This is a genomic window from Pseudonocardia sp. DSM 110487 (genome assembly GCF_019468565.1).
Taxonomy (GTDB): domain Bacteria; phylum Actinomycetota; class Actinomycetes; order Mycobacteriales; family Pseudonocardiaceae; genus Pseudonocardia.
This window is the reverse complement of record NZ_CP080521.1, coordinates 2002813-2023486: the sequence shown is the minus strand read 5'-3', so window position 1 is coordinate 2023486 and position 20674 is coordinate 2002813. Positions and strand designations below refer to the sequence as shown.

Annotated in this window: 15 protein-coding genes; 2 read left to right on the top strand and 13 right to left on the bottom strand. The window is 72.4% G+C overall.

Annotation, left to right across the window (positions count from 1 at the left end):
- Nucleotides 1–148 precede the first annotated feature (148 nt).
- The 4 genes from K1T35_RS09210 to K1T35_RS09195 form a co-directional block, all read right to left on the bottom strand.
- Nucleotides 149–1153 (bottom strand): MinD/ParA family protein, encoded by a 1005-nt coding sequence (locus K1T35_RS09210; RefSeq protein WP_220259739.1) that lies wholly within the window; start codon nt 1151–1153, stop codon nt 149–151.
- 80 nt (nt 1154–1233) lie between these two features.
- The gene (locus K1T35_RS09205; protein WP_220263328.1) at nt 1234–1695 is read right to left on the bottom strand and encodes a hypothetical protein; all 462 of its coding nucleotides are present in this window, start codon (nt 1693–1695) and stop codon (nt 1234–1236) included.
- Between the two features lie 64 nt (nt 1696–1759).
- Nucleotides 1760–2914, bottom strand: coding sequence for a MinD/ParA family protein (locus K1T35_RS09200; RefSeq protein WP_255621725.1), 1155 nt, complete (start codon nt 2912–2914; stop codon nt 1760–1762).
- 78 nt (nt 2915–2992) lie between these two features.
- Nucleotides 2993–3673 carry a GntR family transcriptional regulator gene (locus tag K1T35_RS09195; protein ID WP_255621724.1) on the bottom strand — a complete coding sequence of 227 codons (681 nt, stop codon included), beginning with the start codon at nt 3671–3673 and terminating at the stop codon, nt 2993–2995.
- A gap of 238 nt (nt 3674–3911) precedes the next feature.
- On the opposite strand from K1T35_RS09195, the gene K1T35_RS09190 reads away from it, so the two are divergent.
- A complete protein-coding gene (locus K1T35_RS09190) occupies nt 3912–6386 on the top strand; it encodes a hypothetical protein (RefSeq protein ID WP_220259738.1) in 2475 nt (824 codons plus the stop codon).
- Nucleotides 6387–6479: 93 nt separating this feature from the next.
- On the opposite strand, the gene K1T35_RS09185 is transcribed toward K1T35_RS09190, so the two are convergent.
- The 6 genes from K1T35_RS09185 to K1T35_RS09160 form a co-directional block, all read right to left on the bottom strand.
- Nucleotides 6480–7445, bottom strand: coding sequence for a MinD/ParA family protein (locus K1T35_RS09185; RefSeq protein ID WP_220259737.1), 966 nt, complete (start codon nt 7443–7445; stop codon nt 6480–6482).
- A gap of 150 nt (nt 7446–7595) precedes the next feature.
- Nucleotides 7596–8447, bottom strand: a complete 852-nt coding sequence (locus K1T35_RS09180; RefSeq protein WP_220259736.1) for a MinD/ParA family protein — start codon at nt 8445–8447, stop codon at nt 7596–7598.
- A 299-nt stretch (nt 8448–8746) separates the two neighbouring features.
- Nucleotides 8747–9493, bottom strand: a complete 747-nt coding sequence (locus tag K1T35_RS09175; protein WP_220259735.1) for a DivIVA domain-containing protein — start codon at nt 9491–9493, stop codon at nt 8747–8749.
- A gap of 699 nt (nt 9494–10192) precedes the next feature.
- The gene (gene coaD, locus K1T35_RS09170) at nt 10193–10675 is read right to left on the bottom strand and encodes a pantetheine-phosphate adenylyltransferase (protein ID WP_220259734.1); all 483 of its coding nucleotides are present in this window, start codon (nt 10673–10675) and stop codon (nt 10193–10195) included.
- Between the two features lie 11 nt (nt 10676–10686).
- A complete protein-coding gene (gene rsmD, locus K1T35_RS09165; RefSeq protein WP_220259733.1) occupies nt 10687–11250 on the bottom strand; it encodes a 16S rRNA (guanine(966)-N(2))-methyltransferase RsmD in 564 nt (187 codons plus the stop codon).
- Nucleotides 11247–14624, bottom strand: a complete 3378-nt coding sequence (locus tag K1T35_RS09160) for a pyruvate carboxylase (RefSeq protein WP_220262487.1) — start codon at nt 14622–14624, stop codon at nt 11247–11249. The genes rsmD and K1T35_RS09160 overlap by 4 nt, the downstream gene beginning before the upstream one ends.
- Nucleotides 14625–14734: 110 nt before the next feature.
- Here K1T35_RS09160 and K1T35_RS09155 point away from each other — a divergent pair, with 110 nt between their 5' ends.
- Nucleotides 14735–15634 (top strand): hypothetical protein, encoded by a 900-nt coding sequence (locus K1T35_RS09155; protein WP_220259732.1) that lies wholly within the window; start codon nt 14735–14737, stop codon nt 15632–15634.
- A gap of 34 nt (nt 15635–15668) precedes the next feature.
- Here K1T35_RS09155 and K1T35_RS09150 read toward each other — a convergent pair whose 3' ends face one another.
- The 3 genes from K1T35_RS09150 to K1T35_RS09140 all read right to left on the bottom strand — a co-directional run bounded on the left by K1T35_RS09150 (nt 15669) and on the right by K1T35_RS09140 (nt 20586).
- Nucleotides 15669–16610 (bottom strand): anti-sigma factor RsbA family regulatory protein, encoded by a 942-nt coding sequence (locus tag K1T35_RS09150; protein ID WP_370645498.1) that lies wholly within the window; start codon nt 16608–16610, stop codon nt 15669–15671.
- A 146-nt stretch (nt 16611–16756) separates the two neighbouring features.
- Nucleotides 16757–18952, bottom strand: coding sequence for an ATP-dependent DNA helicase RecG (gene recG, locus K1T35_RS09145; RefSeq protein ID WP_220259731.1), 2196 nt, complete (start codon nt 18950–18952; stop codon nt 16757–16759).
- On the bottom strand, nt 18949–20586 hold the full coding sequence (locus K1T35_RS09140) for a DAK2 domain-containing protein (protein WP_220259730.1): 1638 nt from the start codon (nt 20584–20586) through the stop codon (nt 18949–18951). Before K1T35_RS09140 ends, recG begins: the two co-directional genes overlap by 4 nt.
- Nucleotides 20587–20674 lie beyond the last annotated feature (88 nt).

The window sequence follows — 20674 nt, the reverse complement described above, 5'->3', positions numbered from 1 at the left end:
CGTGCCGCTCGGACCGATCACACGCGATTGATCGCCACGAGCAGCACGTCGTTGCGGACCCGGCAGCGATGCGGGCCGGCCCGAATCGACCATGCGGGTCGGCGCAACAACGGGCGAGACCCGATCTACCGCTGGAGCACTGGGGCCGTCAGATGTGGTCGGCCGTCACCATCTCCGCCCCCACGCCCACCGGTGTGGCGTCGAACCGGTCGGCCAGGTGGGCGGCGATCGTGCGGAACGCGTCGTGGGTGGCAGGCCGGACGCGGTCCATGTCGATCTGCGCACCGGTGGCGAGGTGCGGGTCGAACGGCACCTCGACCACGGCGCGGCAGCGCGCCTCGAAGTGGCTGCGTACCCGCTCGGTGTCGATGTGCTTGCTGGCGCGGTCGCACGTGAGCACGAGCAGTGCGTCGGCCACCCGCTCGGCGGGTCCGCGCGCGAGGAGCCAGTCGAGCGTCTTGTTCACCCGGCCCGCCCCGTCCGCCGTGGGGGACCCGACGATCACGAGGCTGTGCGCCAGCGCGAGCGTGCCGCCGACCGCGGAGTGCACGAGGCCACTGCCGGAGTCGGTGATCACGACGTTGTAGAAGCGGCGCAGCACGTCGCAGACACGCTCGTACCCGGCCCGGTCGAGCCCCTCGCTCATCGCGGGGTCCTGCTCGGAGGCGAGAACCTGCAGCCTGCCTGCCAGGCTCGTGAAACGCGACACGTCGGCGAGGGAGCCGAGCGAGTCGATCTCCCCAAGCATGTTTCGCACCGTCTTCGACGTGTCGCCGGTGAGGCGGTCGGCAAGGGTGCCTGCGTTCTGGCTGGCGTCGAGCGCCACCACGCGGTCGCCCCTGTGCTCGGCGAGGACCAGCCCGACGCACGCCGCGACCGTGGTCTTCCCGACACCACCGTTGATCGAGGTGATGGCGATCTGGTGGGCGCTGCCGAGCGGGCGCCGGATGCGGCGCACCTGTTCCCGGTAGGCGTGCTCCTCGGGGCCGACACCGGGATTCACCAGTCCATGGCTGGCGCTGAACACCGCCCCGCGCCAGCCGCCGTTCGGGCGGTCGACGCGGCGACGGACGATGGTGTCGGCGGTGAGGTCCCCCGACTCGGGGATCCCATCAACCAGCCCGTGACCCGGGTCCGCGTCCTGCGAGCTCACCAGTCCACCCCCCCGGCCCCGGCCGCTCGCCGATGATCTCGGCACGGGAGCAGGCTACCGCGCGCGATCTCGGCCGGTGATCAGGCGGGCTCGACCTGGAACTCGGCACCCGAGCTGTCCGCCGTGCTCACCGAGACCCGGTACGCACCGACCGTTTCGGTCGCCCCCGGCGGCACGAGGACCGGCGCGCCGTCCGCGGAGAAGGTCACCCCGGACGAGTCGATCTTCTCGATCGCGATCAACGGCCCGCCCCGTCCGCAGGAGAAGGAGGTCCGGCCGTTGCTCGTGATCGTCCGCCCGCCTGCGCCGCGGCTCACGATGGAGCCATTCGTCGAGACCTTGATCTGGCAGGTCCCTGCTGCGGGCCGGCCCGCCGAGCGCGACGGCGACGGCGACGCGCTCGCGCTGGGCCGGTCGTCGGGTGCGGGGGTTGCCTCGCCCGTGACGCTCGAGGAACACCCCGCCGTCAGCAGCGCGGCCGCCGCCACGCCGACGAGCAGCCGCACCGCTGCGGTTCGGGACTGCGTGCACAAGATCTTCACAGCGGGCATGGTGCCGTTGCCCTCCAGACGCTGCCACACGGGTCCGGATCCGCGCGGCGTGCGGCTAATTCTGCCGGACGGGCGGCGGGTTGCCGAAGTCGTCCGCGACGAGGGCGGCCAGCTCGAGGAACGCGTCCGACGTGGTCGGACGCAGCTTGTCGAGCTCGATCCGGCTGCCGGTGGCCAGGTGCGGGTCGCGCGGCACCAGCACGACGGCCCGGGAGCGCGCCTGGAAGTGGGCGACGAGCCGTTGCCCGTCGATCTCCGGGCTCGTGCGGTCCTGGGACAGCACGACGACCGCCCGCTCGACCAACTCGTGGTGCCCGTGCGCCACCAGCCAGTCCAGGGTCTTGCTGGCCCGGCTCGCGCCGTCCACCGTGTGCGATCCGACGATCACGAGGCCGTTCGCGAGCGCGAGCGTGCCGTCCATGGCCGAGTGCACCATGCCGGTGCCGGAGTCCGTGACGACCACGTTGTAGAAGCGGGACAGCACGGCGCACACCCGCTCGTACTCGGCCCGGTCGAACGCCTCGCCGCGGGCCGGGTCCTGCTCGGAGGCGAGCACCTGGAGGCGGCCCGACAGCGTGGTGAAGCGGGCGATGTCGCTCAGCGAGCCGACGCTGCCGAGCGAGTCGAGCAGGTCGCGGACGGTCGAGTCGGTGCGGCCGGTGAGCCGGTCGGCGAGCGTGCCCGCGTCCGGGTTGGCGTCGAGGGCCACGATCCGGTCGCCTCGGTGCTCGGCGAGCATCAGCCCCAGCATGGCCGTGACGGTGGTCTTGCCGACGCCGCCCTTCATCGACGCCACCGCGATCTGCCGCGGCCCCGGCAGCGGGCAGCGGATGCGCAGCGCCAGCTCCTGCCTGCGCTGCTCGGCGGGCCCGATCCCGGGGTTGACCAGCCCGACACTCGCGACGTGCACGGCGCGGCGCCATCCCGAACCCGGCTTGTCCGACCGCCTGCGCACGATCGTGTACTCGGTCAGCTCCGACGCCGTGTGAGGCCGTGCGTCCACGACCGGCCGGGGCGGCAACGGCGCGGGGACAACCGGTTCGGCGACCGGTGGCGCCTCCTGCACGGCCTCCTCGCGGGGAGGCTCCGGCTCCACCGGCTCCGCGGCCGCCACCTGTTCCGTCGGAACGTCGGCGGGCGGTGGGCTCTGCGGCGTCGGCTCCTGCCGGGCCGTGCCCGAGTCAGGCGGTGCAAACGATCGCTTCGGCATGCGCTACCCGTTCCCCCTGGTCCGACCGCGAACGTCCCTATCTTGCCCCGGCATCCCGCGAGCGGTTCGCGGACCCGATCACGTCTCCCGCTCGGCGAAGGCCTGCGCGAGCTGGTTCTCGGCGTCGCGCAGGTAGACGTCGAGTGCGTCGGCCGCGCCGGGCCCGTCACCGCGCTGCAACTGCAGCAGGATCTCCCGGTTGCGCGCCAGGTAGGGCTCGTGGAAGCGCTTGGGGTCGGCCATCACGTGGAACACGAGCCGCAGCTCGGCGAGGATGCCGCTCATCAGCTCGTCGGCGCGCGGGCTGCCGGCCAGCGCCACGAGCGCCTGGTGGAACTTGATGTTGGCGGTGCCGAGTGCCTGCCATTCGCGGCTGCCCAGCGCCTCCTGCCCGTCGTCGACGGCGGCGGCCACGGCGGCGAGCCCTGGATGCGGGCCGGTGATGGTGCGGATCACGCCGCACTCGACGAGCCTGCGCACCCGGTACAGGTCGACGACGTCCGGGACCGTGAGAGTCCGCACGAACATCCCGCGGTTGAGCTCGTGGGTGAGCAGCCGCTCGTGGGAGAGGAGCCGGAACGCCTCGCGCAGCGTGTTGCGGGAGACGCCGAGGGCGCTGCCGATGGCGTCCTCGGCCAGCCGGGCGCCAGGCGGGAAGTAGCCCTCGATGATGCGCGTGCGCAGGATGGCGGCGACCCGCTCGGCCGTGCTCGTCCGCGACAGCAGCGCGCGGTCGGCGGCCAGAGCGTCGGCGGTCAACTCGCCTCCAGATGGTTCGAGCGCACCGGGATGTGCGTTTTGAAGGATCGTACAACGATCGAACGACTGACGTGGCTGAATGTGACTATTCGAAGCGAATTGATCACGTAGAGCAACTTCATCGGTTCAAGGTCGACTCGCCATCGTGTGGACACCCGATTGGCAGTACGCTGCTCCACGATCGGGTGAAGGCTCGCCGTGACACACGGCAGCGCTGCGCTGTCCTTGGGGGGACGACATGACCGACGGGCCACAGGTGTGTGCCCTGCCTGGATGCGATGAGCTCGTCGAACAGCCGGACGACGGCGGTCCACGGCGCTTGTACTGCTCGCCTGCCCACAGGGCAGCGGCACGCAAGATGCGCCACGCCGCCCGGCTGGACGGCGCCGCTCCGCAACAGGCGGCGGCGGACGTCACGCAACCGATCGTGCAGGCGCCGAAGGACCAACCGTCCGAGCAGCCGACCACCGAGCTTCCCGCTCCGCTGGGTGTCACCCGTCAGGAGGAGCCCGAGCCGGCTCCGGTTCCCGACCGTGAGTGGAGCCCTGCGGCGGCGTGGGCGGTGTCTCCACCCACGCTGCCGAAGGCCGCGTCGGGACGCACGGTCCGCACGATCACCTCGAAGCGCGTCAAGAAGGAGAAGCCGGCCCGCACGGCAGGCGATCGCAAGAACGCCGCCTCCCAAATGCGGCGGCGCGCGATCGCGAGCGTGGCCATCGCCAGCCTGGTGGCCGGCGGCGCGAGCTACTTCGTCACCGAGAACATCATCCCGACGACCCCCACCCCGCTGCCGCCCCAGGCCGCGAACCAGCCGTCGATGGACGCCGACGTGTGGGTCGACAAGGCGGAGGTCGTGCTCGCGTCGCTCAGCACCCAGCTCGACGCCGTCGCACAGGCCGAGGCCACCTGGCTCGCCCTCCCCGAGCAGCGCCGCGCGCAGGAGCCTGCGGCCGTGCAGGCCCTCAAGGACCGCAAGGTGCTGCTGGAGCAGCAGCGCGCCACCCTGATGTCCCAGCTCGATGCGTTCAAGGCGCTGCCGGAACGCACGTCGGAGCTGACCTCCGCGCAGGCCCAGCTCGATGCCGTCGAGCGCACCCTCAACGATTCGACCACCACCGCCGCCTCCCCGGACTACCAGCAGGCGCTGCGGCAGCTCGAGTCCCAGCGCGACATCCGGCGCCAGCAGCGTGACCACGCCGCTCAGGCGCTCACCGACCTGCGCAATGGCGTCGACCAGGCCCTCAGCTCCCCGCTGCCGGCCGAGAAGGACGAGACGGCCCCGATCGTCGAGCGGGTCAAAGCGGTCGCCGAGGGCCGCCCCGACCCGGCCGAGAAGGACGACGACCAGGAGCACAAGGCCGACGACGACCACGACCCCGCCGCCACCTCGCGCCGCGAGGACGACGACGAGGAGCGCGGCGACGTCGGCACCACCGCGCCGCCCGACCCGGAGCGTCCGAACGCCCCCGACATCCTCGCCTCCGGCGGCGACAACTCCGGTTCCGACACCGACGGTGGCGCGGAGGGTTCGAACGGCTCCGAAGGTTCGAACGGCCCTGAGGGCTCGAACGGAGACGGCGGGTCCGGTGGCCCCGCCGATTCGGTCGCCAGCGCGCTGGGCAGCGCGCTCGGCCAGAGCGATACCAGCAACCGGGACGAGAGCGCGAACAGGCGCGAGGCCCGCGCCGACGAAGGCGACAACAGCGGCGACAACAGCGGCGACGACGAGAGCAACGGCAACAACGGCACCGGTGGGCTCGGCGGTGTCGTGAGCGGCGTGGCCGGCGGCCTGCTCGGCGGCTCCGGGCGTGACGACGACAACGACGAGGGCAACAGCCGCGACAACGACCGCGACGACGATCGCGGTGGCGACCGCGACGACAGCTCCAACTCCTGGTTCGACCGCGGTGGCGACGACAACGACGACGACCGCGGCAGCGACAACGACGACAACTCGAACTCCTGGTTCGACCGCGGCGACGACAACAACGACGACGACCGCGGCAGCGACAACGACGACAACTCGAACTCCTGGTTCGACCGCGGCGACGACAACAACGACGACGACCGCGGCGACGACAACGACGACAACTCGAACTCCTGGTTCGACCGCGGCGACGACAACAACGACGACGACCGCGGCGACGACAACGACGACAACTCGAACTCCTGGTTCGACCGCGGCGACGACAACAACGACGACGACCGCGGCGACGACAACGACGACAACTCGAACTCCTGGTTCGACCGCGGCGACAACGACAACGACGACGAGCACGCCGACGACAACGAGCACGCCGACGACGACGACGACGGCGAGCACGCCGACGACGACAACGACCGCAAGAAGCCGAGCGGCAAGGCCGAGCGCCAGCGCGAGAAGGAACGCGGCGATCGCGACGACCGCGAACAGCGCGGGGACAACGACGACGGCGACCGCGGCGACAACGACCGGGGCGATAACGACGACAAGGGCGACCGCGGCGACAACGACCGCGGCGACAACGACCGCGGCGACAACGACAAATCCGACGACGACGGCGGCAAGTCCGACGACGACGGCGGCAAGTCCGACGACGACGGCGGCAAGTCCGACGACGGCGACGACGACGGCGGCAAGTCCGACGGTGGGTCGGACAAGGGTGATTCCGACGACGGCGGTTCCGACGGCGGTTCGGACGACGGCGGCTCCGGCGGCGGGGACGACGACTGACCTTCCCGGCGACACGCGAGCCCCGCTGCACCTGGTGCGGCGGGGCTCGTGTCATCTCGGGCGACGCGCGAGTGGCAGGACGGTCCTTGCCCGTCAGCGTCCTGGGAGCGGTGCGGGTGGACGACCGCCGAAACCGTCCGCGATCAGTGCGCCAAGGGCGAGGAAGGCGTCATGAGTGGCCGGCCGCAGCCGCTCGAGCTCGATCCGGCTGCCGGAGGCGAGGTGCGGGTCGTGCGGGATCTCCACCACACCCCGGCAGCGGGACTCGAAGTGCCCGCGCACGCGCTTGGGGTCGACCTCCGCGCTCTTGCGATCGCAGGACAACACGACAACGGCTTGGTCCACCTGGGTTTCGTAGCCGTGCGCAACGAGCCAGTCGAGCGTCTTGCTGGCCCGGCTGGCGCCGTCGACGGTCGGTGCGCCCACCACGACGAGGCTGTCGGCCAGCGCGAGCGTGCCCTCCATCGCGGAGTGCACGAGGCCGGTGCCCGAGTCGGTGATGATGACGTTGTAGAAGCGGTTGAGCACGGAGCAGACGCGCTCGTACCCAGCCCGGTCGAACGCATCACTCATCGCGGGGTCCTGCTCGGACGCCAGCACCTGCAGCCGACCCGCGAGGCTCGTGTAGCGGGCGACGTCGCCGAGCGAGTAGGCCGACTCGAGGTTCTCCAGCATGTGCCGCACGGTGACCGAGGTGTCGCCCGTGAGCCGGTCGGCGAGCGTGCCCGCGTCCGGGTTGGCGTCCAGCGCGATCACCCGGTCGCCGCGGTGCTCCGCGAGCACGAGCCCGAGGCACGCCGACACCGTGGTCTTGCCGACCCCGCCCTTGATCGAGCTCACGGCGATCTGGTGCGTGCCGGGCACCGCGCGGCGAATGCGTCGCAACCGGTCTCGGCGCGCCCGTTCGGCCGCGCCGAGACCCGGGTTCACGAGGCCGCCGGTGACGCGGTACAGCAGGCGACGCCAGCCGCCTTCGGGGCGCTCACCGCGGAAGCGGACGATCGCGTCCTCGGTGAGCGCGCCTGATCTGCCCTCGAGCGCCTCGCTGGTCTCGCTCACGCGCCCTCCTCGCTGACGCTCGTCAGACGCGTGCGCGACGCTGCTGTATCTATTGGTTCGCTCGCAAGCTCGCTCACGTGCCCTCCTCGCTGACGCTCGTCAGACGCGTGCGCGACGCTGCTGTATCTATTGGTTCGCTCGCAAGCTCGCTCACGTGACGAAGCGATCGGCCATCAGCGCGGCCAGCTCGTAGGCCGCGTCCCGGGTGGCCGGGCGCAGGTGGGCGAGCTCCACACGGCCGCCGGTGGCCAGATGGGGGTCGTGCGGGATCTCGACGACCGCCCGGCTGCGGGCGGCGAAGTGCTTGCGGATCCGGTCCTGGTCGACCTCTGCGCTGGTGCGGTCGCACGACAGCACGACGACCGCCTCCGTGGCGAGCGCCGAGTGGCCGTGGGCCAGGAGCCAGTCGAGCGTCTTGCTCGCTCGTCCCGCGCCGTCGACGGTGGGCGCGCCCACCACGATGAGGCTGTCGGCGAGCTTGAGCGTGCCCTCCATCGCCGAGTGCACGAGCCCCGTGCCCGAGTCGGTGATGATGATGTTGAAGAAGCGGTCCAGCAGCGCGCAGATCTGCTGGTACTCCTCGCGGCTGAACGCCTCGCTGGACGCCGGGTCCTGCTCGGACGCCAGCACCTGCAGCCGTCCCGCGAGGCTCGTGTAGCGCGACACCTCGGTCCAGGAGTGGATCCGCTCGAGGTCGCGCAGCAACTCCCGCACCGTGACCGAGGACTCGCCCGTGAGCCGGTCGGCAAGCGTGCCGGCATCGGGGTTGGCGTCGAGCACGATCACGCGGTCGCCGCGGTTCTCGGCCATGACGAGGCCGAGAAGGGTGGAGATCGTGGTCTTGCCGACCCCGCCCTTGATGGAGCTCACGGCGATGCGGTGGGACTGGATCAGCGGCCGCCGGATGCGGTGCAGCAGGTCACGCCAGCGCACCTCCGCCGCGCTGGGCCCCGGGTTGATCACACCGCCGGTGGCCCGCAACAACGCGCGACGCCACCCCATCGACGGCTCGTCTGGCCGGGCCCTGAGAATCGCGTCGGCGTCGAGCGCCACCGCGCTGCCGCCCGGATCCTCCTGTTGAGGACCGAGCGGAGACGCGGACCCTGTCGAACTCACTGCACCCCCTGGCTGGTCGGGTCCCCACTCGATGTGACGCAGCGCTTGCGGTTCCAGCCGATGACCGTACCGCTCCCACCAGATCGAAGGGTCCGGCTCGACCCGACGGCGTACCACGGGGTGAGCCTAACGCGCAGCGTCGCCGGCGTCCCCCGATGGTGATCGATCAGAAACGTGCGAGCGACTCAGTCGATGAGATCCATGCCGGTACCGGACCGCCCGTTCAGCCCAACACCGGCTGCGCCGTTCTGCGGTGCGCCGCGCCAGAGGTTGCTGCGGCCGCGGCTGATGGTGCGCAGCGCCTTGCCGAGGGCGTCCTCGAACTCGGCGAGCTTCGCGTCGACGTAGCCGTCGCACTCCTGGCGCAGCCGGTCGGCCTCGACCTCGGCGGTGTCGACGATCCGGGCCGACTCGACGTGCGCCGCCCGGACGACCTCGGCCTGCGACACGAGCCGCGCCTGCTCGGCCTGGCCGTCTGCCACGTACCGGTCGTGCGCGGTGCGGCCGGCGTGCGCGATCCGGTCGGCCTCGACCTTCGCCCGGTCGGTGAGCTCGGTGAACTGGCGACGCCCCTCGGCCACCGCACGCTCGGCCTCGTGGCGGGCGCGGGCCACCGTCTGCTCGGCCTCGGCCCGTGCCTCGGCGAGCAGCCGCTCCGCCTCCGCCCGCGCGTCCGACACCAGCCGCTCGGCCTCCTCCTGCGCCGAACTGCGGGTCTGCTCGGCCTCCTGCGTTGCGTCGTCGACGATCTCGTCACGACGGTCCAGGACGTCCTGGGCGTCGTCGAGCTCGCCAGGCAGCGCCTCGCGTACGTCGTCGAGCAGGTCGAGCACGTCACCACGCGGCACGACGCAGTTGGAGGTCATCGGGACACCCCGAGCCTCTTCGACGACCGTGACCAGCGCGTCGAGCGATTCGAAGACCCGGTACACGCGCGCATCCTCTCACCGCCGATCGGCCCAGCCCTGTATTCGGCGCGGTCCGCGCGTGTCAAGTTCCGAACGAGTGATGCGGCTGGAGATCAATCTCAGGGCCTTCGGTGGCGCCGCATGCCGTGCAAAGCTAGCTGTGGCCTTCGGTAGCGCCGCTGCCATGCAGGGCTAGCTGTGGCCTTCGGTGGCGCCGCTGCCATGCAGGGCTAGCTGTGGCCTTCGGTGGCGCCGCGCATCGTGCGGGGCCGCCCCTCACGCCTCAAGGGCGCCTACGGCGTCGCTGCGCGATCGCTTCGCGACCCTTGACCCGTGAGCCTCTGCGACCCCTCCGGGCAAGCAGAGCGGGCAGGCCATGGGCCTGCCCTTCGGGCGCGCGGCGCCACCGAAGGCGGTCTCGCGGCCATGATCAAGGCGTCGGCGCAAGAACGGCCAAATATGGCCAGCCACGCACCCAACCGATGATCATGGGCACCAGCCTGCCCGCTGCAACCACGAAGATCACCAGATGGGTGCCTCCACGGCCATATATGACCGGCCGCGCACCGATCCGATGATCACGCCGACGATGAGGCCGCCGGGCCCTCAAGATCGGCGATCCGGTGCACCCACAGCTGCCCGGCCCGCGGCCGGCGCACCGAATCGGCGATCTTGCGGCGGGCGAGGCCGACAGCGGCGGCGACGGCAGGAGGCCGGGGCCGGCTAGCCCCGCTCCGCGATCCGCTCCTGCAGCTGCCGATGGACCGTCTCGGGCAGGAGGTGGCCGACGTCGCCGCCGTACGTGGCGACCTCCTTCACCAGCGAGCTCGACACGAACCCGTACTCGGGGCTCGTCGACATGAACAGCGTGTCGACCCCGGAGAGCCGCTGGTTCATCTGGGCCATCTGCAGCTCGTACTCGAAGTCGGTGACCACGCGCAGGCCCTTGACGATCGCCTGGATCTCGTGGGCGCGGCAGTAGTCGACCAGCAGCCCGTGGAACGAGTCGACCCGGACGTTCGGGTACGGCGCGATGATCTCGGAGAGCATCGCCATGCGCTCGTCCACGGTGAACATGCCCTTCTTGGACTTGTTCACGAGCACGGCGACGACGACCTCGTCGAACAACGCCGCCGTGCGGCCGATGACGTCGAGGTGCCCGTTGGTGGGCGGGTCGAACGATCCGGGACAGACGGCGCGCGTCACGAGCGGGGACGCTACCGGTCCGCGACCAGAACGGCCGTGTGCAGGGTCGTGTCGCCGTAGCGGCGTTCCCGGGCGGCCCGCAACGCGGGCGGCCACGGGAACGCCCCGTCCCGCCCAGCACGCTCAACCACCACCACGGCGCCGTCGGCGAGCCAGCCGTGCGCCGCGGCGGCCGCGAGCCACCCCGCGACCTCGGTGGCCGGCACGTCGTAGGGCGGGTCGACAAGCACGACGTCGTACGGACGGTCGGCGGGCGCCGCGAGCACGGTGGCGGCGGGCGCCACCCGCACCTCGGTGTCGGCGAAGCCGAGGGCGGCCGTGTTGCGCCGCAGCACGCCCGCGGCACGCCGGTCGGACTCGACGAAGAGCGCGTGCGCCGCGCCCCGCGACAGCGCCTCCAACCCGAGGGCCCCGGAACCGGCGCACAGGTCGAGCACCGCTGCCCCGTCGAGGCCGGGGTCGGCGTCGAGCGCGGAGAACAGCGCCTCGCGCACCCGGTCCGACGTGGGCCGGGTGCCCTTGGGCGGCACCACGAGGCGGCGCCCGCCCGCCGCGCCGGCGATGATCCGGGTCATTGCAGGACCAGCAGCAGGTCACCGCCCTCGACCTGTTGCACCTTGCCGATCGCGAGCCGTTTGACGGTGCCGGCCTGGTGCGTGGTGATCGAGGCCTCCATCTTCATCGCCTCGATCGTGGCGACGGTCTGCCCCGCCTCGACCCGATCGCCCTCGCCGACCTGCAGCGTCACGACCCCTGCGAACGGCGCCGCCACGTGCCTCGGGTCGTTCCGGTCGGCCTTCTCGGCGGCCTTCACGTCCGTGGCGACCGACCGGTCCCGCACCGACACCGGCCGCAGCTGGCCGTTCAGCGTGGTGACCACGTTGCGGAAGCCGCGCTCGTCGGGCTCGGAGATCGCCTCCAGCTCGATGATCAGCGTGACGCCCTGCTCCAGCCGCGCGGTGTGCTCGATGTCGGGCTCGAGGCCGTAGAGGAAGTCCCTCGTCGAGAGCACCGACGTGTCGCCGTAGGCCTCGCGGTGGGCGAGGAACTCCTTGGTCGGCCCGGGGAACAGCAGCCGGTTCAGGGTGCCCCTGCGGTCGTCCTTCAGCGCGGCGCGGTCCTCGTCCGACAGCTCGACGCTCTCGCGTTCCGCGGAACGTCCTTCCAGCGCGCGGCTGCGGAACGGCTCCGGCCACCCGCCGGGTGGGTCGCCCAGCTCGCCGCGCAGGAACCCGATCACCGAGTCGGGCACGTCGAACTGTCCCGGGTCTGCCTCGAAGTCCTTCGGCTCCACGCCGGCCCCGACGAGGTGCAGCGCGAGGTCGCCCACCACCTTCGACGACGGGGTGACCTTCACCAGCCGCCCGAGCATCCGGTCGGCGGCCGCGTAGCAGTCCTCGATCAGCTCGAACCGGTTGCCGAGCCCGAGCGCGATCGCCTGCTGGCGCAGGTTGGACAGCTGCCCGCCGGGGATCTCGTGGTGGTAGACCCGCCCGGTGGGCGAGGGCAGCGCCGCCTCGAACGGCGCGTACACCTTCCGCACGGCCTCCCAGTACGGCTCCAGGTCACCGATGGCCTCCAGCGAGAGGCCGGTGGGGCGTTCGGTGTGGTCGGTGGCTGCGACCAGCGCCGACAGCGACGGCTGGCTCGTCGTGCCCGCCATGGACGCGACGGCCGCGTCGACGGCGTCCACCCCGGCGTCGATCGCCGTGACGAGCGTGGCGAGCTGGCCGCCCGCCGTGTCGTGGGTGTGGAGGTGCACCGGCAGGTCGAAGCGCTCGCGCAGCGCCGTCACGAGTGTGCGCGCGGCGGGCGGGCGCAGCAGCCCGGCCATGTCCTTGATCGCGATGATGTGGGCGCCCGCATCGACGATCTGCTCGGCGAGGCGCAGGTAGTAGTCGAGTGTGTAGAGCTGCTCGGCGGGGTCTGACAGGTCGGCGGTGTAGCAGAGCGCCACCTCGGCGACGGCGGTGCCGGTGGCGCGGACGGCGTCGATGGCCGGGCGCATCTGCTCGACGTCGTTGAGGGCGTCGAAGATGCGGAAGATGTCCATCCCGGTGCGCGCCGCCTCGTCGACGAAGGCGTCGGTCACCTCGGTCGGGTATGGCGTGTAACCCACGGTGTTGCGCCCGCGCAGCAGCATCTGCGTGCAGATGTTCGGCACCGCATCGCTGAGCGCCGCCAGCCGCTCCCACGGGTCCTCCGCGAGGAACCGCAGCGCCACGTCGTACGTCGCGCCGCCCCAGCATTCGATGGACAGCAGCTGCGGCGCCATGCGCGCCACGTGCGGGGCGACCGTCAGCAGATCGCGGGTGCGCACTCGCGTGGCGAGCAGCGACTGGTGGGCGTCGCGGAAGGTCGTGTCGGTGACGGGCACGGTGGTCTGCTCCCGCAGCCACCGCGCGAAGCCCTCGGGCCCCAACTGCCGCAGCAGCTGCCGCGACCCGTCCGGGGCGGGGGCGTCGACGTCGCGGCGGGGCAGCTTGTCCACCGGCTCGACGACCTGCGGTCGCGGCCCGTTCGGCTTGTTGACGGTGACGTCGGCGAGGTAGTTCAGCACCCGCGTGCCCCGGTCGGCGGGCTTGCGCGCCTCGAGCAGCTGGGGGCGCTCGTCGATGAAGCTCGTGGTGACCCGGCCCGCCGCGAAGTCCGGGTCGTCGAGCACGGCGGCGAGGAACGGCAGGTTCGTCGACACGCCGCGGATCCGGAACTCCGCGATCGCCCGCCGCGCCCTGCGCACCGCGTTCGGGAAATCGTGGCCGTAGCAGGTGAGCTTCACCAGCATCGAGTCGAAGTGAGCGCTCACCTCGGCGCCGGTGTGCGTGGTGCCGCCGTCGAGCCGGACGCCCGGCCCGCCCGGCGAGCGGTAGGCGCTGATCGTGCCCGTGTCGGGGCGGAAGCCGTTCTGCGGGTCCTCCGTGGTGACGCGGCACTGCAGCGCCGCGCCGCTGAGCGTGATCTGGTCCTGGGTGAGCCGCAGCTCGGGCAGGGTCAGCCCGGACGCGATGCGCAGCTGCGCGATCACCAGGTCCCGGTCGGTGACCTGCTCGGTGACCGTGTGCTCCACCTGGATGCGCGGGTTCATCTCGATGAAAACGTGGTTGCCGCGCTCGTCCAGCAGGAACTCGACGGTGCCCGCGTTGACGTAGCCGATGTGGCGGGCGAACGCCACGGCGTCGTTGCAGATGCGCTCCCGCAGCTCCGGGTCGAGGTTCGGCGCGGGCGCGATCTCCACGACCTTCTGGTGCCGCCGCTGCACCGAGCAGTCGCGCTCGTAGAGGTGCACGACGTTGCCGTCACCGTCGGCGAGGATCTGCACCTCGATGTGGCGCGGGTTCACCACCGCCTGCTCCAGGAAGACGGTGGCGTCGCCGAACGCCGACTCGGCCTCCCGCATCGCCGCTTCGATCGCCTCCCGCAGCGCGTGCGGCTGCCCCACCCGCCGCATCCCGCGCCCGCCCCCGCCGGCGACCGCCTTGACGAAGATCGGGAATCCGACCTCGTCGGCCGCCGCGAGCAGGGTGTCGACGTCGTCGGACGGCTGGGACGACGCCAGCACCGCCACGCCTGCCTCGCGGGCGGCCGCGACCGCGCGTGCCTTGTTGCCGGTGAGGTGCAGTACTTCCGCGGGCGGGCCGACGAACGTGATGCCCTCGCGCTCGCACGCCTCGGCGAGGTCCGGGTTCTCCGACAGGAAGCCGTACCCGGGGTAGATCGCGTCCGCTCCGGCCCGCTTCGCGGCCTTGATGATCTCCTCGACCGACAGGTAGGCCCGCACCGGATGGCCCGGCTCGCCGATCTGGTACGACTCGTCGGCCTTGGCCCGGTGCAGCGAGTTGCGGTCCTCGTGGGGGAAGACCGCCACCGTGGACACGCCCAGTTCATAGGCGGCCCGGAACGCACGGATGGCGATCTCGCCGCGGTTCGCGACCAGCACCTTGCGGAACATCCCGTTCGTCACCAGGGAACCGTACCGTCGGGCACTCGATCGGACCCGTGCGAAGAACACCACTCCTGCGGTACCAAGGAGGAAAGTCGACGAGCCGAGGGGTGCCCGCCATGCGTCCTGACCCGGCGGCCCTGCACGGCGCCGCGTTCGCCGAAGGCCGACGTCTGCGGGAGACCGCCCAGCGCCGCAGGGCGCGGCACGAAGCCCGGATGGAGGCTCACATGGCCCGCATCGAGATGCACCGGGCGCGACACATGCGCCGAATGGCGCGCCGGGGCCATCGGAGGCCGCCCGTGGCCCTCGTGCTGGTCCTCCTCCTCATCGGCTCGGCGGTCGCGGGCACCACCGCGGTCACGATCGGCGCGCTCATCGCCATGCTCATCGCCATGACGGTGATCGCAGGCCCCGCGCTGATCGTCGGTGGCACGGCCATCGCGCTCACCCGGCGCAACAGGCGCAGGCGCGCCATCGCCGCCGGCACCGCTCCGCTACCGGGTCGCCCGGCCGCGCCGCCGCGCCCCGAGGTCGTCTGGGCGAAGGCCCGCGAACGCTTCACCGCGCTGCGGGCCGAGTACGCCGCCTTCGAGTGCGACCCGATGGAGGTGCTGCGCAGGCCTGCGCTCGCCGACGTGTCCGTGGCCAGCACAGCCCGCTTCGTCGACGCGTTCGCCGAAGCGCAGGCCCTCGAGACCGACTCGTTCCCGCCCGCCCAGCACGCCGCGTCGTTCGTGGCGGCGGTCGACCGCGCCGAGCGGGCGTGGCGCGCCGCCATCGACGCGGCCGATCGGATCCGCCTGTCCGGCCTGTCCCCCGCCGAGCGCTCCACCGTCGAGCGCGTGATCAAGCTCCTCACCACGGCCCGCGACTCCGACAGCGACCCCGAGCGCCTCGCCGCCTACGCCCGCGCCCGCGGCGAACTCGCCAAGCTCGACCGCGCGGGCGTGATCCACCTGCCCCGCACCGCCCGAGCCGCCCTCGACGAGGCCGCGCGCGGCGAGCTGCCGGCCTAGGTGCCGTTCCCGGTGGTCGCGTAGATCCGGCCGCTCAGAGCTTCATGTAGATCCGGATCGTGGTGCCCTGCCCCGACCGGTGGATCCGCACGAGGTCGGTGAGGTGGTTCACCAGCAGCAGCCCGCGCCCGCGCGACTGCTCGGGCGGGGCCGGCCGCCGACCCGCCAGCGGGTCCTCCAACCGGCCGGAGTCGGACACCTCGGCCACGAGATGCCCGTCCTCCACCCACACCCGCAACGCGCTCAAGCTGCGGGCGTGCTCGATGCTGTTGGTGACCAGCTCGTTGACGCCGAACTCGAAGTCGTCGGCCCGGTCCTGCCGCAGGCCGGCCCGGCGCGCCCCGGCCATCGCGAACGCCCTCGCCTCCGGCAACGTCCCGGCGTCGACGAGCAGCGTGGCCACCCCGGGCGGCACGGCCATGGCCTCGTTGTAGTCGGCCAGCACCTCGTCGGGCGCGTACCGAGGGCTGCTGCGCTGCCCGGCGGGCCCGATCACGGTCGGGTGGGTGCGCTCGGCGTCCTCGAGGACGTCCGGGGGCAGGCCCGCGACGTCGTAGGGGCAGAGGATCTCGACGTTCCGGCCCGTGAACGCCTGGTTGATCAGTGCCTCGTGCTGGACGCATGCCGGGTACTCCACGTCGGTACGTCCCGGCCAGATCGGCTCGCCGATGATCCGCACCAACTCGGCGTCGCGGTGGTCGTCGGCGAACGCGAAGAGCACGCCCGGCAGGATCCGCCCAGGGTTGCGCCCCGCCTCCGTCATGTCGATCAGCCGCACCTGCGTGGCGGAACCTGCCAGTGCAGACCGCAGCGCCTCCAGCTGGAGACCTGGCACGGCGACGGCCACCGGCTCACCCGCGTCGAGACCGGCTTCGATGAACGGCAGCGTGCCGGCGAGGTACTCGTCCATGTCGCGGTAGAACAGCGCCGGGTGCCGGAACGGTTCGGACTCGGCTGGCAACGGGGACGAGGTCAGCACACCCACGGCTGATTCCTCTCGACGACCGAAGGCCGGATACCCCGTTCGGCGGACCCGAATCGTGCCCAGCCACCCACATCACGATAGGCGTGGATGCGTTCCGCGGAACACCGGGAGTCGGTCGTCGATCGCGCGGGTGCCGGTCAGACCTTGTCGAGGTAGGCGGCGCGCTCCTCGTCGCCGACGGTCTCGCCGACGAGGGCGGCGAGCCCGGGGTGGCGACGCAGGCCCGGGTCGTCGGCCACGATGTGTGCCGCGTAGACCTGCGCCTTGGAGATGACCTCCTCGTGGCGCAACAGTGACAGGAGGCGCAGACCGGAGCGGCGGCCGGACTGCAGGGCGCCCAGCACGTCGCCCTCGCGGCGCAGCTCGAGGTCGAGGCGCGCGAGCTCGAAGCCGTCGGTGGTGCCCGCGATGGCGTCGAGGCGCTCCCGCGCGGATGTGCCGGCCGGCATGTCGGTGACCAGCAGGCACACCCCCGCCGCCGACCCGCGGCCGACGCGGCCGCGCAGCTGGTGGAGCTGGGAGAGCCCGAAGCGGTCGGCGTCGAGGATGACCATCCCGGTGGCGTTGGGCACGTCCACGCCGACCTCGATGACCGTGGTGGCCACCAGGACGTCGAGCTCGGCCCGCTCGAAGGCCCGCATCACGGCGTCCTTCTCGTCGGGCGGCAGCTTGCCGTGCAGCACGCCGATCCGCAGGCCGTGCAGCGCGCCGTCGGCGAGCTTGGGTGCGACCTCCAGCACGGCGAGCGGCGGGCGCTTCGCCTGGCCGTCGTCGGAGTCGGCCCCGATGTCGGGATCCTCGGTGTCGACGAGTTCGGGTTCGGCGTCCGCGCCGTTGTCAGCGCCGCCGACCCGCGGGCACACCACGTAGGCCTGGTGGCCGGCCGCGACCTCCTCGTGCACGCGGCGCCACACCCGGTCGAACCAGCTCGGCTTCTCCGCGAGCGGGACGACCGTGGTGGCGATCGGCGAGCGCCCACTGGGCAACTCGCGGAGCGCCGAGACCTCCAGGTCGCCGTATACCGTCATCGCGACGGTGCGCGGGATCGGGGTGGCCGTCATGACCAGCATGTGCGGGGCCAGCTCGCCGCGGCTGCGCAGTGCGTCGCGCTGCTCGACGCCGAACCGGTGCTGCTCGTCGACGACGACGAGGCCGAGGTCGGCGAACCCGACGTGGTCCTGGATCAGGGCGTGGGTGCCGACGACGATGCCCGCGGCGCCCGACTGCGCATCGAGCAGCGCCTGCCGGCGGGCCTTCGCGCCGAGCGAGCCGGTGAGCAGCGTGATGTTCGTGGCCTGCTCGGACGCGCCGAGCTCGCCCGCCTTGCCGAGCGGGCCGAGTAGCGCGCGCAGCGAGCGGGCGTGCTGGGCGGCGAGCACCTCGGTGGGCGCGAGCAGCGCCGCCTGGCGGCCTCCGTCGACGACCTGGAGCATCGCCCGCAGCGCGACGACGGTCTTGCCCGCGCCGACGTCGCCCTGCACGAGCCGGTTCATCGGGTGCTCGCGGGCGAGGTCGGCGGAGATCTCGGTGCCGACGGCGTGCTGGCCCGCGGTGAGGGCGAACGGCAGCTGGGCGTCGAACGCGTCGAGCAGCGCGCCCGGCTTCGGCGGGCAGGCCGCCGCGGGGCGCTGTGCGGTGGCCTGGCGGCGCAGCGCGAGCGCGAGCTGCACGCCCATCGCCTCGTCCCACACGAGGCGGTGGCGGGCGGCGTGGATGTCGGCCTCGGACTCGGGCACGTGGATCCGCCGCAGCGCCCGCGCGAGGTCCGCGAGCTTCTCCCTGCTCCTCACCAGCTCGGGGAGTGGGTCGGTGGGGTCGTCGAGCAGGTCGAGGACCTGCCGGACGCAGCGGGCCACCTGCTGCGAGGTGATCTTGCCGGTGGCCGGGTAGACCGACAGGAACGGGCGCACCTCGTCGGCCTCGTCGAGCGGCTCGAACTGCGGGTGCGTGAGCTGGAGCTTGTTGTTGAACACCCCGACCTTCCCGGAGAACACCGCGCGCATCCCGGGCTTGATGATGTGCTGCACCTTGTGGCCGTTGAAGAAGGTGCAGTCGATCGTGGCGCCCTTCTCGTCGCGGATGACGACGCCCAGCAGCTTGCCCCGCCGCGAGCGCATGTCGCGCAGCACCGACTTCTCCACCTGCGCCACGAGCGTGGCCTGCTCGCCGATCTCCAGACCGGCGATGTCGGTGAGCTTGCCGCGGTCGACGTAGCGGCGCGGGTAGTGGCGCACGAGCTCCCCGACGGTGGCGATGTCGAGCGATTCGAGCGCCTGTGCGGTGCGCTTGCCGACGAGCGGCTCCAGCGCGCTCGACATGTCGATCGCGTTCATTCCACCCCCAGCACGAGCGGATAGTCGGTCTGCCCACCCCGGTGGACGACGACGTCGACCTCTGGGTGGGTGCGGCGCAGGTCGGCCGCGAGCCCGTCGGCCAGCGACGGGTCGGCGGCATCCCCCAGCAGCACGGTGACGATCTCACCACCCGCGGTGAGCATGCGATGAGCCAACCACAGTGCACCGACAGCCAGGTCGGGGGCGATCAGCACGACCTCGCCGTCGGTGATCCCGAGAACCTCGCCCGGCTCGCAGCGCCCCACCCAGGTGAGCGCCTCCGACTCGGCGACGACCAGCCCGCCGGTGCGGGTGCCGGCCGCGGCCTCGGCCATCGCGACGACGTCGTCCCCCGCTCGGCGGTCCGGGTCGTGCACGGCGAGCGCCGAGAGGCCCTGCAGCACCGACGCCGTCGGCAGGACCAGCACCTCCTGCCCGTCCCTGCGGGCGACGGACGCCGCGCTCTCGGCCACCGGGGCGAGCTCGGCGTCGTCGGGCAGCAGGACGACGTGCCGCGCGCGGGTGCCGGCCAGTGCGGCCAGTAGCTCGCTCTCGTCGACGCTGCGGCCGGGCTCGCGCTCCAGCACCACCGCACCCGCGGACCGGGCCAGCTCGGCCACCTCCGCCCCGGTGACGACCATCAGCACCGCCCGCTCGCGGGAGAACCGATCCGCCGGCGGGGTGGGTAAGTACTGCTCCTCCTGGTCGGCGAAGCGCACGACCGTGATCCGGTGCGGCCTTCCTGCGTCGATGCCCGCCTCGATCGCCGCGCCGATGTCGGAGCAGTGCACGTGGACGTTCCACAGCCCGTCGGCGTCGCCCGCCACCGCGACGCAGTCGCCGATCGCGGTCAGCCGCGTGCGCAGCTCGCCGACGCGCGGTTCGTCGGTGCCGTCCAGCAGGTACATGACCTCGTAGTCGTGCTCCTCAGAGCCGGCCTCCCGCTCCGCCACCAGCACCTCCCGACCGCGCGCCACCGGCACGGGCGTGCGGGGCAGCTCACCCCCGCTCCGGCCGGTGACCAGGGCGGCGAGGGCGTCCAGCACGAGGTAGAGGCCGAGGCCACCCGCGTCCACCACGCCGGCCCGCGCGAGCTCGGGCAACTGGCCGGTGGTGGCCTGCACGGCCTTGCCCGCCGCTTCGGCAGCCGCGACCGCCACGTCGTCGAGCCGGTCGGACTCCACGTCGGCGGCCGCGCTCGCGGCGGCGGCGAGCACGGACAGCACGGTGCCCTCCTTGGGCCTGCTGACCGCCGCCGTGGCGAGCCGGTGGGCGCGCCGCAGCGCGTCCGCGAGCACCGCGCCCGCCGGTCGGGGGGCGGGCGCCACCGCCTCCGCGAGCCCCCGCAACACCTGGGAGAGGATCACCCCGGAATTGCCGCGGGCCCCCACGAGCGCACCCCGTGCCAGCGCGGCCGCCACAGCGGCCGCCCCACGCCCTGCCCCGTTCTCCCGCACCACCCGCCGCACGGCGTCGGCGGCCGCGCGCATGGTGAGCAACAGGTTCGTGCCCGTGTCGCCGTCGGGCACCGGGAAGACGTTGATCCGGTCGATCTCCGCGCAATGCCGCTCGAGCGCCGTGGTGGCAGCCCGTGCCCAGCCCGTGAGCAGCGCGGTGTCGAGGGTTGGGGGCACGTCCGCGAGCCTAGGGCGTTTCTCGCGGCAGGGCCCGTGCACGATGCCTCGGTGGCACGGGTACCCTGGTTCTTCGCGACCGGGGCGA

Coding starts and splice junctions, on each gene's coding strand:
- K1T35_RS09155 (WP_220259732.1), top strand. CDS start 14,735: ATGCGTCCTGACCCGGCGGCCCTGCACGGCGCCGCGTTCGCCGAAGGC.
- K1T35_RS09180 (WP_220259736.1), bottom strand. CDS start 8,447: ATGGGGTGGCGTCGCGCGTTGTTGCGGGCCACCGGCGGTGTGATCAAC.
- rsmD (WP_220259733.1), bottom strand. CDS start 11,250: ATGACCCGGATCATCGCCGGCGCGGCGGGCGGGCGCCGCCTCGTGGTG.
- recG (WP_220259731.1), bottom strand. CDS start 18,952: ATGAACGCGATCGACATGTCGAGCGCGCTGGAGCCGCTCGTCGGCAAG.
- K1T35_RS09190 (WP_220259738.1), top strand. CDS start 3,912: ATGACCGACGGGCCACAGGTGTGTGCCCTGCCTGGATGCGATGAGCTC.
- K1T35_RS09200 (WP_255621725.1), bottom strand. CDS start 2,914: ATGCCGAAGCGATCGTTTGCACCGCCTGACTCGGGCACGGCCCGGCAG.
- K1T35_RS09160 (WP_220262487.1), bottom strand. CDS start 14,624: ATGTTCCGCAAGGTGCTGGTCGCGAACCGCGGCGAGATCGCCATCCGT.